Genomic DNA, 16,590 nt, shown 5'->3' on the forward strand with positions numbered 1-16,590 from the left:
GTGCCTTTTGGGCGGTCAGGGCAGCCCAAAAGGCACACCGGCGGCGTCAGCCGCGTCAGGCCAACGCACGCAGGCGCGGCGCCAGATCACGCTCGAACAACTCCAGGAACCGCCGCTGATCGTGCCCCGGCGCATGGAACACCAGATGATTGAGCCCGGCCTTCACGTACGCGGCGACCTGCTCGACCGCCTCGTCCGGATCCGACGCCACGATCCACCGCTTGGCCACCTGCTCGATCGGCAACGCATCCGCCGCCGCCTCCATCTCGATCGGATCGTCGATCGAATGCTTCTGCTCCGGCGTGAGCGAGAGCGGCGCCCAGAACCGGCAGTTCTCCAACGCCTTCTCCGGATCGGTGTCGTAGGAAATCTTGATCTCGATCATCTTGTCGATCCGGCGTGCGTCGCGTTCGGCCTTCTCGGCGCCCTCCGCCACCGCCGGCAACAGCTTCTCGGTGTAGAGCTCCATGCCCTTGCCCGAGGTGCAGATGAACCCGTCCCCCGCCCGGCCCGCATACCGCGCCACCACCGGACCGCCCGCCGCGATGTACACCGGGATCCCACCTTCGGGCACGTCGTAGATCGACGCCCCCTTCGCGGCGTAGAACTCGCCGTCGAAGTCGACCCGCTCCCCCGTCCACAACGCCCGCATCAGCCGCACCGATTCGCGCAACCGCGCGAAGCGTTCCTTGAACTCCGGCCACTGGCCTTCGTAGCCGGTGGCGATCTCGTTGAGCGCCTCCCCCGTCCCCACCCCGAGCATGACCCGCCCCGGATACAGGCACCCCATCGTCGCGAACGCCTGCGCGATCACCGCCGGGTTGTACCTAAACGTCGGGGTCAGCACCGAGGTGCCCAGCTGCAACCGCGAGGTGCGCTCCCCGACCGCGGTCATCCACGCCAACGAGAACGGCGCATGCCCCCCGTTGTGCCGCCACGGCTGGAAATGATCCGACACCGTCGCCGAATCCATCCCCCGCTCCTCCGCGAGCACCGCCAGCTCCACCAGCTCCCGCGGCCCGAACTGCTCCGCCGACGCCTTGTACCCCAACTTCAGACCCTGCGACACCACGAACTCCTACCCGTCTACGTTTCTCAGCCGGGTTCGAGTATGCCCAGCCGACTGTGACGGGCGCGACGTCACGTCTCGAATTCGGCCGGATGCAGATGCGGTTGCCAGTCGTAGACGACGCTGGTGCGCAGGAGGATGTCCTGCAGAGACCGCCGGCGCCGGTCCACCGCCACCCACAGCAACCCGAAGCCGAACATCACGCACAGCCAGGCCCGCGCCGCGGAACGAATCCACCCGACGAGGTCGCCGTTGCGGCTGACCACCCGTAGCCCCATCACCACCGCGCCGAGTGTTCGTCCCGTCGTCGCCCAGCACGCCGTCAGGTACACCACCGCGACACCGACGAACACGGCGACGGACAGCAGGATCTGTGCGTCCGGGAGGGTGAACTCCTGCGGCGAGAACAGCAGTCGCGCGAACAGCACGGCCAGGTAGATCCCGCCCATCACCGTGAGCACCACGCCGAGGTCGACGGCAGCCGCGATACCCCGCGTGACGATCCCCGCCGGCCCGTGCGGCTGCCCGCCGCCGGTCACGCGGGTGCTTCCGGGGTTTCCGGCACGCGTCCGAAGAACCGCCCGACGAACCCGGACACCGCGTCGTCGGCGTGCATCCCTTGGCTGCGGACGCCGCGGACCGCCTCGGTGGACATGGACCCCGTCGACTCGCGGATGATGCTCGGCAGGTCGACCCCTTCGATCACCGCGTTCGCGAGGCCGACGAGGTCGACCCGCCCGATGATCGCGTCCACGTCGATCTTCGCCGCGAGCGCGTCCAGGTCGACGCGGTCGATGATCGCCTCGACGTCGATCTTCGCCGCGAGCGCGTCGAGGTCCACGCGGTCGACGATCGCCGCCACGTCCACTCGCGCGGCGACCGCGTCGATGTCGACGCGGGCCAGGATCGGTGCGATCGCGATGCGTGCCGCGACGGCGTCGATGTCCACCCGGTCGAGGATCCGCTCGATGTCGATCCCCTCCGCGAGGACGTCGAGGTCCACGTGGTCCCGCACGACGGCGGTGATGTCCACGACGTCCAGGGCCGCGTCCACCACCCTGCGCACCACGGTGTGCAGCACCCGGTCCGCGATCTCGTCCCCGGCGCGCAGGGTCTCGGCGCCGCGCGACTCGAGGGCGACGAGCGCCGGGTCCACACCCGGTAGCCGGCGCGCTGCGTCGACGCCGAACAGAAGCATGCGACGAATCCCGTCGCCCACGGTGGCCGCGGCCCCCACCGCCACGCGCACCGGGTCCGGGGCGGTCCTGCCGTTCATACCGATATCAAAGCCCTCCGGCGCCCGAAATGCACGTAGTTCCCGATCTGCGGGGGATCTCCGACCGGAACGTTCACGCGGATCGGTTCAGGACCCGAGCGGCCGGACGCGACGCCGGGGCGAATTCGACGGTGACGGACCGGGCTCCGGAGTACGCGAGGAGTGCCTGCACCGCCTCGGTGTACGGGCCCCGAGGGTCCGGGATCCGCCGGACATCCGGTACGGGAACGACGGGTGCCTCCGAAACGGGCAACAGGATCTCCGCGTCGAGCCGGCTGCGGCTCCCCTCGATCAGTAACCCTTCGGTGACCACCCGGCGCACCGGCACATCGTGCCGCCCCCGGACGTCGCCCACCACCAGTGCCACGTACTCGTCGTCGTCGACGACGACGGTGATCAGACGCCCTCGCCGGGTTCCGACCGTCAGCGGGACGTCCGAGACGAGCTCGGCGCCGGCCGGCGACCCGGACGATTCGGGGACCGGACATCTTTTGGTGTGCAGGATCATTCGTCGCCGGTTCCAGCTGAAGAACGGCTCGTCCATGACGTCCACGACTCTCGTTCCTCCTTCGCGCTGACGAGATGTGCTGTCTCCATCTTCGGCAGGAGGGGCGGTCGTGAACTGTCCCACATCCGGACACGGGTTCGCACCGTGCGAGCACCGGCGGCAGATTCGACGACCGGCGGGGGCCTACTCGCCGGTGAAACCGAACAGGGTCAGTTTCCGGTACAGCGACGACCGGGAGATTCCCAGGGCGCGCGCGGCGTGCACCCGGTTGCCACCGGTTTCCCGCAGGACCTTGGCGATGAGGTCCCGTTCGGCGGACTCGACCGCGTTGAGCTGCCGGCGCGGACCGTGCCGGCACCACTCGGGTAGGTCCTCGACCGTGATGGCACCGGCAGGCCGGTGCGCGACGGCGCAGCGCAGCGCCGCCTCGACCTCGTGGATGTTGCGCGGCCACGGATAGCGTGCCAGCACCCGCATGGCGTCGGGAGCGACGGTGCGGCTCTGCGATCCGGTGATCTTGCGGAGGACCTGGGCCACGACTCCTGCGATGTCGTCCGTGCGGTGTCGCAGGGCGGGAACGTGCACCGTCCGGTCGAGCGCCGCGAGCAGCGGGGCGAGGGTCTCGGAGGGCGGCTCCTCGGACTCCTCCATGGTGGCCACGACGAAGACGTGCTCGGCGACGGGTTCCGCCAGGGTCTCGGCCAGGGTGGTCGTGAGCGGGCCGGGCATCGCCTGGATGTTGCGCAGCACGTACAGGGTGGGGTTGGCGGAGGGCACCGTGAGCCCGGACAGATCGGTCTCGCTGCCGTCCACGAGGATGCTCCGCCCCCCGGCGTACAGGGAGTGGAAGATCTCGGACGCGAGAGAGGCCTTCCCCGTGCCCGGCTCGCCGGTGAGGAGCAGCTTCGCCCCGGCGGACAGGGCCTCCTCGATCTCGTCGCAGGCGCGCATCCACAGCGCGGAGGAACCGCTCGAGCGGAGACGATCCGTGCCGGCCGCGGCCAGACCGACCCGTCCGGAGTGCATGCGGTGCTCGCGAACGCGGTTCGGCACGGACGGCAGCGGTGCCGCGGACGCGGCCGCTTCGGAGACCTCCACGAGGTATCCGGCGGTGTCCTCGCCCGCCAGGATCCGGGTCGCCCGGACCCGGACGGACAGGCCGGTGCTCAGTTCGAGCAGTTCGTCGATTCGCGCGCGGTGCCCGATGACGTAGTCGACGTGTTCACCGACCCGGCGTTGGTCCTCCGGCGCGAGGAGGGTGTGGGCGAGCGGATTCGCGAGCGACATCGCGCTCCCGATCGCCATGAGGGCCGCCCCGCCGCGGGCGTCGGCGCGCACGAACGCGTCGAACAGCGCGTGCTGACGGGCGCTGCGGTCGCGGAACAGATTCTGTTCGATCTCCGCTGCCGCGGTCCGCACCACGGTCGTGAGCAGCGGCGACGAATGCTCGGTGAGGCAGCTGATGTCGATGACGCCGGCGACGCGTCCGCTGAACGGGTCCCGGATCGGTGCCCCGGAGCAGGCGAACGGCTGGAACCGTTCGTGGAAGTGCTCGGCGCCCTCGATCTGCACGGCCCGCCCGGATTCGAGCACCGTGCCGACGCCGTTCGTGCCGATCTGACCCTCGTTGTAGTCGAAGCCCGGTGCGAGCGAGACGTGGTCGAGCAGCCGTCCGATGGCCCGGGCACCGTCGAGGCGCATCAGCACCTGCGCCTTGGCGTCGGTCAGGGCGATGCTCACCGGGACGTCGACGGTCTCCTCCGCGAGCCGGTCCAGGACCGGCAGCGAGCACTGGACCAGGCGGGAGGCCCGGTCGACCTCACCCGCGAACCGGACCTCCCCACCGGACGGGCGGACGCCCGCCGCGGCGGAGCGTCGCCACGACGCGGACACGACGGACGAGACCAGCGAATCGTCCGGTTCGCCGGAGTCGAGGAATCCGGCCCGGGCCACCGCCACCCGCAGCCGTCGGTCCGCGCTCTTCACCGGCCGCCCCGCCCCGGTGTGGTCGTGATGCATGTCACGTCTCCAGGGTAGCGCCCGTCCTCCGGCCGGTGCCGCTCCCCGCGGCACCGGCGTGCAGGTCGTCCACGATCAGGCACCGGGGCCGTCGAGTGCGGCCAGCCGGGCGAGCACCGTCTCCGGGACCGCGTCCGCCGGCAGGTGCGCGAGCCGGAACACGCCGTGCGTGTCCGGGACGGCAGCCTCGTCGGCGAGCCAGTACTCGGAGCCGAGGACGTCACCCTCGTGCTCGCCGATCGAGACGGTGTCCTCGCCGCGCAGTCCGATCTCCCACCGGTAGTGCGCGGCCACGTTGGTCACGGGCACGTACGACTGCGGATCGGCCGGCGGCAACGCGGCGGCAGCGCCCGGCGCGATCCGCTCGTCGAGCAGGACCGCCGCGACCGGCACCTCGGCGAAGCCGCGCAGCCAGTCCGCGACGTACATGGCCGCGGCCTCGACACGGTCCGCGTCCAGGTCCGCGACGTCTCCGGGATGGGTCGCCGCCAGCCAGGCCCGCGGTGAGGGGATCTGCAGCAGCAGCGGCAACCGGGTGGTGCCGGCCACCGTGGCGGCGAGCGTCGTCACGGCGCGGGTGGTCGCGGCGTCCGCGAGCAGCGCCCGCAACGCGTACCCGGTCCGGGACCGGGCGGCCATCGCCTCGCCCAGCCGCGGGTCGTCCGCCGCGAGGCGGTAGAACTCGCCGAGATCGAGCAGTGTGACGTCCGGCCGCAGCAGCCCGTGCGCCTGGTTGAGGAAGTTCGACAGCGCGGTGGGATCGGTCCACGGCACGGGGTTGCCGCGGAGCAGGACCCGGCGGCTGTAGTCGAGATGGTCGACGACGAGGGGGACCCGGCGCCCGGAGACCGGCGCGTCGAGAATGGCGGGAAACGAGATGGTCATGATCGTGACTCCAGGGAATGGGTGCCCGCACGGTGAGGGGAGCACACGTGCGGGCACCCGGTTCGGGGTGGATCCGGTGGCCGGAGCGGGCCGGACCGGCTTCAGGACTTGCGGTGGACGATCTCGCCGTGCTTCGACTCGAGTTCCTTCACCCGGGCCGCGAGTTCGGCGATCTTCAGCTCCCGGCGGTCGGGCATCATGATGATCGGCATCCGGTCGATCGTCGTGGTGACCCGCTCGGCCCCGTGGACGGTGAAGTGCGTGGCCGTCAGTTCCTCGGTGTCGCCCCAGGACCCGTAGTACAGCAGGTCCTGCGGCGGCTCCGGCGTCACGAACTTCTCGACGAACTCCCCGTAGGGCACACCGCGCGAGAGCCGGTCGCGCCGCATCGAGGCACGCAGCGCCTCCGTGGCGTCGACGTCCACGACGAAGGTGTCCGGCGCGTACACGACGCCGTAGATGTCGTGCGCCACCTTCGCGGAGATCCGGTCGATCTCGAGATCGGCAACCACGTCCTCCGGGGCGCGTTCGAGCGGATCTCCGTAGCCTCCGCCCGTGCCCTGCGAAATCATGTACAGCTCACCGTCCTTGGCGACGTCGAACTGCAGACCCATGTGGCTGGTGCTGTACTCGGCGCCCTCGAAGGGCTGTTCGTTCATCACCTTCTCGATGGACAGGTCGAACCGTTCCGGGTTGCGGCGCAGTTCGTCGTAGACGTTGACGCCCTTGACCGTCGCGAGGGGGTAGGTGTTGCAGCCGTACCCGCCGAACTGCCCGCTGACGGAGGAGAACTTCGCGCCGGAGGTCACCGTCATGAAGCCCCACAGCGGGGTGCCCTCGGCCGCGACGATCATCTCGTAGCCCATGCCGCCGCGGTACTTGCCGAATCCCTGGTTGTCGCGGACGATCCGCTTGCTCACCAGCTGCATGAAGGGCACCTCCTCCTCCATGACCTCCTGCTCGGCCGTGTCGGCCATCGCGCAGAAGAGCGGGGAGACCGCGTCCTCGCCGTCGCGGAAGGCCTTGGCGCCGCCGCCCATTCCGTTCAGGTCGGCGCACAGGTTGCCGACCTGGTCGCCGTGCTGGGTGACCCCGCCCCACAGGAAGGTGTTGATCTGGTTGAACCAGGGCGCGATGACGTTGGAGAACTTCTCCGGGTTGGAGAACTGCAACTTGGCCCAGGGGTTCTGGAGCGCCGAGAAGCCGCGGAAGGAGGCCTGCAGCGACTGGCCCATGGGGGCGTCGTAGCCGGCGTCGGACCACGTGTGCTCGTCGGAGATGATCTCGATGGGGCTCATCGCGGAGGTGCAGCGCGGCAGGTCCGGCCACCAGAACGCGAGGATGGCCTGCATCATCATCGACTTGACCGAGCACAGCGGCGAGTTGATGGCCCGGTTCAGGATCTCCGGTCCGCTGCCGCGCAGGTCGATGGTCATCTTGTCGCCCTTCACCGTGATGGAGCAGGCGAGCTTGATGAGGATGTTCTCCTTGAGGGTGGAGTCCATGAACTGGTTGAACCGGACCGTGCCGTCGGGCAGTTCCCGGATGCGCCGGCGCACCTCGGCTTCGACGTCCTCGACGGTGATCCGCAGCGCCGCGACGAACGTCTCCACGCCGACCTCGTCGATGATCTTGTCGACGCGTTCCTGGATGCGCTGGACCGCACCGATCTTCACCTTCAGGTCCGCGAGCTGGAGCTTCGGGTCGCGAACCGAGTGCTGCAGGAAGGTGAGCAGGTCGCGGCGCAACTCGCCGCGCTCGACGATCTTGAACGGGCTCATCCGCAGCCCGTCGTCGAACGGGGTCTCCGAACCGGAGGGCATGCCGCCCGGTTCGCAGGCGCCGTTCTCGCCCTCGTGGATCGTGGCGGCCACCCAGGCGATGATGCGGTCGTCCCGGATGATCGGCATGATCATCGACTGGTCGGTGTTGTGGACGTTGCCGAAGCGGGCGTCGTTGTGGATGAACCCGTCGCCGGGGTGGATTCCGACGGTCGGCTCGTCCTTCCAGTACTTCATGATGTACCGGATCGGGTGGTGCAGGATCGCGGAGAACGCGATCACGCCGTGGCAGGACAGGTAGGTGACGTCCCCGGCCGCGGTGTAGATGGCCGTGGTGAGGTCGCCCCACTTGGCGCCCGGTGCCGCGCCCATCGCCTCGCACATCTCGAAGCCCTCGTCGAGGGCGCCGGCGAGGCGCTTGCGGATGCGGTCCACCTGCAGGGGGTCGACACCGTCAGCGAGGCATTGCTGTTCGAACTCGCTGCGGGAGGTGATGTGGTGCGAACGCATGATGTCGCGATCCGGGCCGAGGAACAGCGTCGTCTCGTCCATGAAGTCGTCGACCCACTGCTGTTCCTGCTCGTTCAGCGATGCCGTCAGGCGCTGCTCCGCAGCGGTTGCGAGGTCGTCGTGAAGTGCGGTCATGGCTGTGTCTCCTGTGCTTTCTGCGCTAGTCCTTGAGGAACCAGACGGCGCCCTGCGGTGAGGGTTCGAGGCGCCAGCCCGGCTCGACGAGGTAGGTCGTGTTCTCGGTGGTGACGATCGCCGGACCGGGAATCACGTGGTGGTGACTCAGCGCGTCGGCGTCGTAGATCGCGGTGGTGATCGCCCGGGGATGCGCGACGAAGTGGACGTCGCGGTGCCCGACCGGGGCCGGCAGTGTCCGTTTCCCGTCGTGGTGCAGGGAATCGAACTCGACGGTCTCACCGTTGACGTAGGACGCGACGCGAATGGTCTGGACGCGGATGCCGGCCTCGGGTGCGGCCGACCCCTCGCCGTAGCGCTTGGAGTAGATGTCGGAGAACGTGCGGATCAGGTGGAGCACGTCGCCGACCCCGTGGATCCGGTTGATGTCGAACGCCACCGCGGTCGTCACGAGCTGGTTGCCGTAGCGCAGGTCCATCTCGAGGCGGTGTTCGATCGCGCCGTCGCCGACGCCCTGACGGCGCAGGTCCTCCGCGCCCCGGGCCTCGAGCGCGGCGACGATCTCGTTGAACTCGTCGTAGCTGTCGTAGAGCCCGCGGGTGGTGGCGTTGTAGAGCACCACGTGGACGCCGCGTTCGTGGATGTGCAGTTGCTTCATGTTGCCGGCACCGCACGCGGAGAACACGGAGGAGAACGGCGGGGCGAGGATCTTGCGGATGCCGGCCTGGTCGGCGATCCCGCACGCGTGCAGCGGGCCGTTGCCGCCGTAGGCGAGCATCGTGAAGTCCTCCGGCAGGTAGCCGCGCACCCGCAGCTCCTTGGCGATGCCGATCGCCATCTGCTCGTCGACCGATCGCTTGATGACCTTGGCGACGTCGATGACGTCGAGGTCGAGCTCGTCGCACAGCTGTTCCTCGACGGCGAACACCGCGCGCTTGCGGTTGAGCTTGATGAAACCGTTGGCGTAGTTGTCCGGGTCCAGGTAGCCGAGCAGCAGGTCGGCGTCGGTCACCGTGGGGCGCAGCCCGCCGCGGTCGTAGCAGGCCGGACCGGGGTCCGAGCCGGCGGACTCGGGCCCGAGCCGGACCGAGTGGTGGATCCGGTCGTAGCTCGCGATGGATCCGCCTCCGGCGCCGAGGGTTTCGAGGTGGATCATCGGGACCGAGACCAGCCAGCGGTCGATCGTGGGCTGGAAGTCGTAGTGCTTGACGCCGCCCGCCGGCACCAGGCCGATGTCGAAGGACGTGCCACCCATGTCGGTGGTGATGATGTTGCCGATCCCCGAGGACTCCGACAGATGCTCGGCGGCGCTGACACCCGCGACGGGTCCCGAGTGGATGGTCTGCAGGGCATCGGTCGAGTTCATCTGGGCCATGCCACCGGAGTTGTGGATGATGAGCATCGGCTTGTCGTAGCCCGAGTCCCGCAGGTTGTTCGCGAGCTGGCTCATGGCGTGGAACATGATGCCGTGCAGGAAGCCGTCGACGATGGTGGACGTCGCGCGGACGTACTCGCCCTTGCGTCCGGAAACCTGGTGGCCGAGCAGGACCGGGATCGCGCCGAGCTGATGCTCCGGGTACTCCTCCTGGATGATCTCCATGATCCGCAGCTCGTGGGTGGGATTCTCGGTGGCGTTCACCAGCGACACCACGAGCGCCTGCGCGCCGGCGTCGACGAGCTCGCGCACCATCTCGCGCACGTTCCGCTCGACGAGCGGGACGACGATCTCGCCGGCCGAGTTGACCCGCTCCTGGACCGACCGGATCAGGCTGCGGTGGACCAGCGGGTCGGGGCGCTCCGCGGCCGGAAGGTTCTGCTGCATCGACGGATCGAGGCCCTCACCGTAGCCCCGTCCGCGGGAGAGCGGGATGGTGTCCTCGAAGCCGTGGGTGACGATGGCACCGACGCGCGGACCCTTGCGTTCGATGAGGGCGTTGGTGCCGAGTGTGGTGGCGTAGCGGACCGAATCCACCTGGGACAGCACGTCGTCCCGGTCCAGCTCGGCGCGGCGGCAGGCGAGGTCGAGGGCCTCGTTGAAACCCTGGGCCAGGTTGTGGTGAGTGGTGAGGGCCTTGGCCTCGACGTACTTGTCGTCCCAGGCGAAGAAGCAGTCGGTGAAGGTGCCGCCGATGTCGACGGAGATTCGTTTCATGGTGACGGGGTTCCTTGCGGGTCGCGGTGACTAGTGGTGGTTGTGGCGCCGGCCTTCGAACTCGCCCTCGGCGTCCTGGCCGGGGCCGTACGTGACGACCTGTCCGGGATCGGTGCCGCGTTCGAGCCACTGGGCGCGCAAGGCGTCGACGTCCCATTCCATGTCGACGGTCGGGGGGTGTCCGGGCGGGATGTACTCGGTCTCGATCTGGGTGCCGCAGCCGGGGCAGTAGTACTCGAGGATGCGGCAGTAGTTCGGATCCGGCGAGAACGTGAACTCGTAGCGGTCGGGATCGATGATGGGCTGGTGGATCTCGCGCGGGTCGCGGTCGTAGACCAGGGTGCCTTCCTTGTAGTTGCCGCGGGCGCTGCCGAGTTCGTGCCGGCACACCCGGCACACCCACAGTTCGCTGTCGAGGTCGATGACCAGGTATTCGGTCATGGGGATCTGCATGTCGTGCGTCCTTCGAACGAGCCTGCGGTCGAACAGGCTTCGGGATCTGTCGGTCAGTGGGTGTCGGTGAGCAGCAGGTCGCCGCCGGCGGTGACCTCGAACCTCCAGCCCTCCTGCACCCGGGCGGTGAAGAAGGGGCCTTCGACGATGGCCGGGCCCTCGGCGGTGGCGCCGGGCTCCTGGTCGGCCAGCGTGAACACCGGCACCGGCTGCCGGCCGGCGGCTCCGAGCACGGTGCGCTCGCCCGCCGCGCGGGGGGCGCGGGCCTCGGCGAAGGAGCCGTGCGGGAGCTCGATCCGGTTCATCCGGCGGGTGGCCACCAGGGTCAGTGCGGTGGACGCGCCGGGCAGCAGCTCGACGCACTCCCCGGGCTCGTACGGCGTCTCGTCGACCGTGGCGCCGTGCGCATCCTCGGTGGTCAGCGTCCAGGACAGCTCGCAGTCGGTGAGGGCGTGCCCTTCCTGGAACATGTCCCGCTCGGCCTTGGCCAGGAGGTCGGTCACGGCCGCGGCGAGGGTCGTCTCGGTCGTGTCTGCGACGTCGGCCTCGTAGCTCTGCCCGATGTCGGAGAACCCGATGCCGAAGGCGGAGAACACCGCGGCGAGCTTGGGGACGAGCACGCTGCGCACGCCCGCGACCCGTGCCGCGCCGCAGGCACTCATCGGGCCGGCGCCGCCGAACGCGGCAATGGTGGTCTCGTCGGCGTCGGACACCGCGGGGGCGACGGCGTTGCCCATCGCGGTGAAGTACGCCTGTTCCATCGCCAGCAGGGCCTCGTCGAGGGTGAGTCCGAGCGGTTCGGCGACGGTGGCGGTGACGACGGCGCGGGCCCGGTCCGCGTCGAGCGTGAAGTCGCCGTCGAGGTAGGTGGCCGGATCGAGCACGCCGAGGAGGAGATTGACGTCGGTGATGGTCGCGGACGTGCCGCCGAAGCCGAAGCAGGCCGGTCCGGGTGCCGCACCGACGCTTTCCGGTCCGACGGTGATCGCCCCGTCGGTGACGGTGATGACGGAGCTGCCGCCGATGCCGGCCGACTCGACGTTCGACATCGGGAAGGAGGTCGGGATGCCGGCGATGGTGCCGCGGCGGTCGGTGAGGATCTCGCGTCCGGCGACCGTGCCGATGTCGGTCGTGGTGCCGCCGACGTCGATCATGAGAACGTGCTTGAGCCCGTAGATCTCGGCGAGCGCCCGGGTGCCCTCGAGTCCGCCGCGCGGGCCGGACGAGTACGTCTTGAGGGCCACGGACTTCGCGACGCGCGAGGAGGCGCCGTCGTTGCGGTAGATCAGCAGCGGGTTCTTCACGCGGTGGTCGCGCAGCCGGTGCTCGGCGTTGTAGAGGAACCGTTCCATGGTCGGGTGCAGGAACGTGTTGATCACGGCCGACCAGACCCGCCGGGCCGGCGTGCGGTCCGTGGTGAAGTCCCACGAGTACAGGAACGGAACCGACCCGAGCAGGTGGCGCGGGAACTTGCGGAGCAGGATGCCGCGCAGCGTCCGTTCACGTCCGTCGTCGGTGTTCCCGACGGCGACGACGATGCGGGCGGCGCCGTCGGTGGTCAGACGGTTGACCCGGGCGACCAGTTCGCCTTCGAGGTCCGCCGCGTCGGTGTCGACGACGGCGACGCGGGTGCCGACGAGGTCGTCGAACAGCGCCCGCTGCTCGGGGGTGCGGCGCAGTTCGTCGACGAGGGTGGCCGAGTCCGTGACGATGCCGATGCGGGGACCTTTGCGCTCGACGAGCGCGTTCGTCCCCTGCGTGGTCGAGTAGCGGATGTGCGCCGTGGAGTGCAGCAGGGTGGGCAGGTCCTCGGCGCCGTAGATCTCCTTCGACACCTTCGTCAGTCCGTCGAACAGGCACTGCGACAGATCGAACGGTGTGGTGAGGGTCTTGGTGAAGCTGAATTCGTGGCCGTCCCAGGCGCAGATGTCGGTGAGCGTGCCACCGTTGTCGATGTTGATGAGTCTGTCCATCGGGTGTCCCCCGTTCGGGTTGCGTGTTGCGGTTCGAATGGGGAAAGCCTGGGCCCGGCCGTGGGATGTGAAGTGTGCCACTTCCGGACACCGGCTATGACGTGGCTCATCTTCCGGCTCGAGGCGGCCTCTACCTGCGGGTTCGGCGCGGCACGGCACCGGGACGTCCGGCCGCCCCGGTTGCGGGACGGCTCCCGCCGACGAGCGGTGTCCCGAAATGGGACGGTGCGCAGCCGGGTAGAGGTTTCCGGCGCGGCGGGCCGCTCAGTCCCGCGTCGGCGGCTGCGAAAGCCCCCTCCGGACACCGGATTCGGACAGGCGTGCCGAGCAGGGGTGGCGGCGACCGCTCACCTCGGCCGCTGACGTAAGGTCGGCTCGGTGACACCGCTGGAACTGTTCGTCGTCGCCTTGGCCGGATTGGGCGCCGGCGCGATCAACGCGCTGGTCGGCTCCGGGACCCTCATCACCTTCCCGACCCTCGTCGCCTTCGGGCTGCCCCCGGTGACCGCCACGATGTCCAACGCCGTCGGGCTCGTCGCGGGTGGGGTGTCGGGCACGTGGGGGTACCGGCGCGAGCTGCGCGGGCAGTGGCCGCGGCTGCGATGGCAGATCCCCGCCTCCGTCTCCGGCGCGGTCCTCGGGTCGTGGCTGCTGCTGAACCTGCCCGAAACGGCCTTCGAGACGATCGTGCCCGTTCTGCTCGTGCTGGCGCTGCTCCTGGTCGTGTTCCAGCCGAAGCTGCAGCAGTGGGTGCTGCGACGCTCCAGCGGCCCGGCCGAGCAGATCGGGCCGGCGCGCATGACGGCGCTGGTCGTCGGCACCTTCGCCGTGGGCGTGTACGGCGGCTACTTCACGGCCGCGCAGGGCATCCTGCTGATGGGTCTGTTCGGGGCGCTGCTGCACGACCACATCCAGCGGCAGAACGCCGCGAAGAACCTGCTCTCGCTGTTGGTCAACGTGGTGGCTGCCGTCGCCTACACACTCGTTGCGTTCGACCGGATCGACTGGACGGCGGCGGCGCTGATCGCCGTGGGCTCGCTGATCGGCGGCGCCCTCGGCTCCCGGTACGGCCGCCGGCTCTCGCCCACGGCACTGCGGGCCGTCATCGTCGTGGTCGGCTCGATCGGGTTGTACCGGCTGCTGGCGTGAGCGGTCGGTGACACACTCGAACGGTGAACGACGAACCCGTACCCGCGCCGGTCTGGAACTACCTCATGGACATGGACGGCGTCCTGGTGCACGAGGAACACCTGATACCCGGCGCCGACGCGTTCCTGACCGAACTGCGGGAGAACGGCACACCGTTCATGGTGCTCACCAACAACTCGATCCGCACTCCGCGGGATCTGCGCGCCCGGCTGCTACGCACCGGCCTCGACATCCCGGAGAAGGCGATCTGGACGTCGGCGCTGGCGACCGCGACGTTCCTGGCGAATCAGCGACCCGGCGGCAGCGCGTACGTGGTGGGCGAATCGGGACTGACCACGGCTCTGCACGACATCGGCTACGTCCTGACCGACAACGACCCGGACTACGTCGTCCTCGGGGAGACCCGCACCTACTCGTTCGAGGCGATCACCACCGCGATCCGGCTCGTCGAGCGCGGCGCCCGGTTCATCGCCACCAATCCGGATCCGACCGGACCGTCGCGTGAGGGTTCGCTCCCCGCCACCGGGGCCGTCGCGGCGCTGATCACCCGCGCGACGGGCCGCGAACCGTACTTCGTCGGCAAACCGAATGCCCTGATGATGCGGTCCGCGCTGCGCGCGATCGGTGCGCACTCGGAGCACACGCTCATGATCGGCGACCGGATGGACACCGACATCGTCTGCGGCCTCGAGGCGGGTCTGCAGACGCTGCTGGTGCTGACCGGTATCTCGACCCGCGAGTCCGTGGAGATGTTCCCCTACCGGCCCACCCGGGTCATCGAATCCGTCGCGGAACTGGTGGGGCGCACGGCGAATCCGTTCTGACCGGAGCGGGCGGTTCCGGCCGCGAGAGGGAGGTTCTCGCGCATGCCACTCGGGCGATGCCGCGACAACCTCCCTCTCGCTGTTCACCCCACAGCGCCACTGCCCGGCCCCCACCGGACCGGGCAGCGACAACGCCCCGCCGACGAGAGGATGAGGTTCTCGTCGGCGGGGCTGCTCACCTCCGGAAGGCGCCTCGATCAGCCGATGCTGAAGGGCTGGCCCCAGAGGGTGACCTGCTGGGTCGTGGTTGCGGTCTCGACGGTGGCCTTGACGTAGCTGCGGGCCTGGGCGTAGCCGGCGCACCCGCCGATGGCGATCGTCGAATCCTGCCAGGTCACGCTCTGCGGGCCCGAGATCTGGTTGAAGGGCAGGTGCTGTTCCTCGTCGAACGCGTTGGCGATCGTGCGGTCGATGATCTTGAAGTCCATCGCCTGCCCGGGGCCGAGGGTGACGGTCCCGTTGCCGTTGGCGGACGGGGTGATCGAGCCGTTCTGGCCGGCGTAGCTCGCCTTGACGCCGGCACCGACGCCGGCGGTGCCGCCGAGGTTGAGCTGGCAGGCGACGATGTAGCCGGGCTGCAGCTTGGTCTTGGCCGCTGCTGCTCCCGGACCGTCGAGCTGCACGCTCGCCTGTCCGGAGACCCACACGTTGCGGTGCAGCGCGGTGGCGCCCATGGACGGGGAGATGTTGGCGGTCTCCCGGTCGAGCCGGACGGTCACGGAGGTTCCGTCGGGAAGGGTCTGCGTCATTTCCCCGCGGGGCAGTTCGACGAAGGTGTCGGCATTGGCCGCACCGGCGGAGGCGAATCCGATGGCGACGGCGACGGTGGCGCCGACGCCGGCCGCCTTGAGACCACGGCGCAGGCCGTTGGCGATGCTGGTCTTCATGTTCTCTCTCTCGAGGTTTCGATGCTCGCGTGAGCGAAGAGTCGGGTGGAGGGCGGCGACAGAATCAGCCGATGCTGAACGGCTGGCCGTACAGGGTGGTCTTCGAGTAGTTCGCACCCGTGATCTCCAGGACCGTGTACGAGCGTGCCTGCGCGAAGCCGCCGCAGCCCTGGACCTCGATCTGCGCGTCCTGGTACTGGATGGTGTACGTGCCGTCCGCCGGGATGGCCTTGCTGTCCACGCGCGCGAACTTCACCTGACCGGCAGCGATCGGAACGCTGATGGACCCGGAGAGGCTGCCGCCGCCGGCCGAGGGACCGACGTCGATACCGCCGCCGAAGCTGCCCTTCAGGCCGGCGATGTCCATCTGGCAACCCACGATGTAACCGGTGGTCAGACGGGGTACACCGTCGGTGGAGGTGCCGCCCGTACCCTGAGTGCCGGTCAGATCGTTCATGTTGATGCCACCGTTGGTGGGTCCCTGCTTCGCGTCGGCCGGAACATTCTTCGCCTCGGCCGTCACCGTGCCGGACACCCAGGCCACGCGACCCGCCCCGTTCGCCGCGAGCGAGGGCGAGATCAGAGCGCTCTCGGCAACTCTCGTGATGCGGTTTCCGTCGGGAGCGACGATCTCGCCGTCGGGCAGCGGCACGAAGGTGTCGGCGTTCGCCGCACCTGCGGACAGGAAGCCCAGGGCGACGGCGGCCGCTGCTGCGACACCACCGATGCGTGCGCCGCGGCGGAGGCCGGACGTGTGCTTGTTGCTCAATTCATTCCCCTACTCAGGTGTGCGGTTACCCGGGCGCCCCCGGGCACGGCTGATCACGGCCGCGGGCAGCCGCCGCGGTCGATTCGGATGTGCATTCTGGTCAGGTCGGGGCGAGATACCGGTCGGTTTCTCGCACAAGCGGATTCAGGTGTCGTTGGTGTGCCTGCCCCGAGGGGCACTGTGGACCGACACCCCCGCTC

The 16,590-nt window shown here is 69.4% G+C and carries 14 protein-coding genes; 2 read left to right on the forward strand and 12 right to left on the reverse strand.

Going from position 1 to position 16,590, the window contains the following annotated elements:
* Window positions 1–55 precede the first annotated feature (55 nt).
* The 10 genes from fgd to ACWPQI_RS18705 form a co-directional block, all read right to left on the reverse strand.
* A complete protein-coding gene (fgd, locus tag ACWPQI_RS18660) occupies window positions 56–1,069 on the reverse strand; it encodes a glucose-6-phosphate dehydrogenase (coenzyme-F420) (RefSeq protein ID WP_026137887.1) in 1,014 nt (337 codons plus the stop codon).
* 71 nt (window positions 1,070–1,140) lie between these two features.
* Window positions 1,141–1,608, reverse strand: coding sequence for an RDD family protein (locus ACWPQI_RS18665; RefSeq protein ID WP_017681271.1), 468 nt, complete (start codon window positions 1,606–1,608; stop codon window positions 1,141–1,143).
* Window positions 1,605–2,345: a hypothetical protein gene (locus ACWPQI_RS18670; RefSeq protein ID WP_010593148.1), complete on the reverse strand. Its 741-nt coding sequence runs from the start codon at window positions 2,343–2,345 to the stop codon at window positions 1,605–1,607. Before ACWPQI_RS18670 ends, ACWPQI_RS18665 begins: the two co-directional genes overlap by 4 nt.
* Before the next feature lie 73 nt (window positions 2,346–2,418).
* Window positions 2,419–2,889 carry a hypothetical protein gene (locus ACWPQI_RS18675; protein WP_454297153.1) on the reverse strand — a complete coding sequence of 157 codons (471 nt, stop codon included), beginning with the start codon at window positions 2,887–2,889 and terminating at the stop codon, window positions 2,419–2,421.
* A gap of 147 nt (window positions 2,890–3,036) precedes the next feature.
* The gene (locus tag ACWPQI_RS18680; protein WP_010593150.1) at window positions 3,037–4,872 is read right to left on the reverse strand and encodes a sigma-54-dependent Fis family transcriptional regulator; all 1,836 of its coding nucleotides are present in this window, start codon (window positions 4,870–4,872) and stop codon (window positions 3,037–3,039) included.
* A 75-nt stretch (window positions 4,873–4,947) separates the two neighbouring features.
* Window positions 4,948–5,757: a hypothetical protein gene (locus tag ACWPQI_RS18685; protein WP_048772162.1), complete on the reverse strand. Its 810-nt coding sequence runs from the start codon at window positions 5,755–5,757 to the stop codon at window positions 4,948–4,950.
* 101 nt (window positions 5,758–5,858) lie between these two features.
* Window positions 5,859–8,183: a hydantoinase B/oxoprolinase family protein gene (locus ACWPQI_RS18690; RefSeq protein ID WP_017681269.1), complete on the reverse strand. Its 2,325-nt coding sequence runs from the start codon at window positions 8,181–8,183 to the stop codon at window positions 5,859–5,861.
* 25 nt (window positions 8,184–8,208) lie between these two features.
* Window positions 8,209–10,335, reverse strand: coding sequence for a hydantoinase/oxoprolinase family protein (locus ACWPQI_RS18695; RefSeq protein WP_059174701.1), 2,127 nt, complete (start codon window positions 10,333–10,335; stop codon window positions 8,209–8,211).
* Window positions 10,336–10,365: 30 nt separating this feature from the next.
* Window positions 10,366–10,788, reverse strand: a complete 423-nt coding sequence (locus tag ACWPQI_RS18700) for an acetone carboxylase subunit gamma (protein ID WP_017681267.1) — start codon at window positions 10,786–10,788, stop codon at window positions 10,366–10,368.
* A gap of 53 nt (window positions 10,789–10,841) precedes the next feature.
* Window positions 10,842–12,761: a hydantoinase/oxoprolinase family protein gene (locus tag ACWPQI_RS18705; RefSeq protein WP_064065810.1), complete on the reverse strand. Its 1,920-nt coding sequence runs from the start codon at window positions 12,759–12,761 to the stop codon at window positions 10,842–10,844.
* A gap of 378 nt (window positions 12,762–13,139) precedes the next feature.
* On the opposite strand from ACWPQI_RS18705, the gene ACWPQI_RS18710 reads away from it, so the two are divergent.
* Window positions 13,140–13,910 (forward strand): sulfite exporter TauE/SafE family protein, encoded by a 771-nt coding sequence (locus ACWPQI_RS18710; RefSeq protein ID WP_010593157.1) that lies wholly within the window; start codon window positions 13,140–13,142, stop codon window positions 13,908–13,910.
* Between the two features lie 65 nt (window positions 13,911–13,975).
* Window positions 13,976–14,734: an HAD-IIA family hydrolase gene (locus ACWPQI_RS18715; protein ID WP_051009369.1), complete on the forward strand. Its 759-nt coding sequence runs from the start codon at window positions 13,976–13,978 to the stop codon at window positions 14,732–14,734.
* A 197-nt stretch (window positions 14,735–14,931) separates the two neighbouring features.
* Here the strand turns inward: ACWPQI_RS18715 and ACWPQI_RS18720 are convergent, their stop codons facing one another.
* Window positions 14,932–15,621, reverse strand: a complete 690-nt coding sequence (locus ACWPQI_RS18720) for an MspA family porin (protein WP_010593159.1) — start codon at window positions 15,619–15,621, stop codon at window positions 14,932–14,934.
* 64 nt (window positions 15,622–15,685) lie between these two features.
* Window positions 15,686–16,390 carry an MspA family porin gene (locus ACWPQI_RS18725; RefSeq protein ID WP_017680698.1) on the reverse strand — a complete coding sequence of 235 codons (705 nt, stop codon included), beginning with the start codon at window positions 16,388–16,390 and terminating at the stop codon, window positions 15,686–15,688.
* Between the last annotated feature and the right edge of the window lie 200 nt (window positions 16,391–16,590).

This window comes from Rhodococcus sp. LMD (assembly GCF_056108245.1).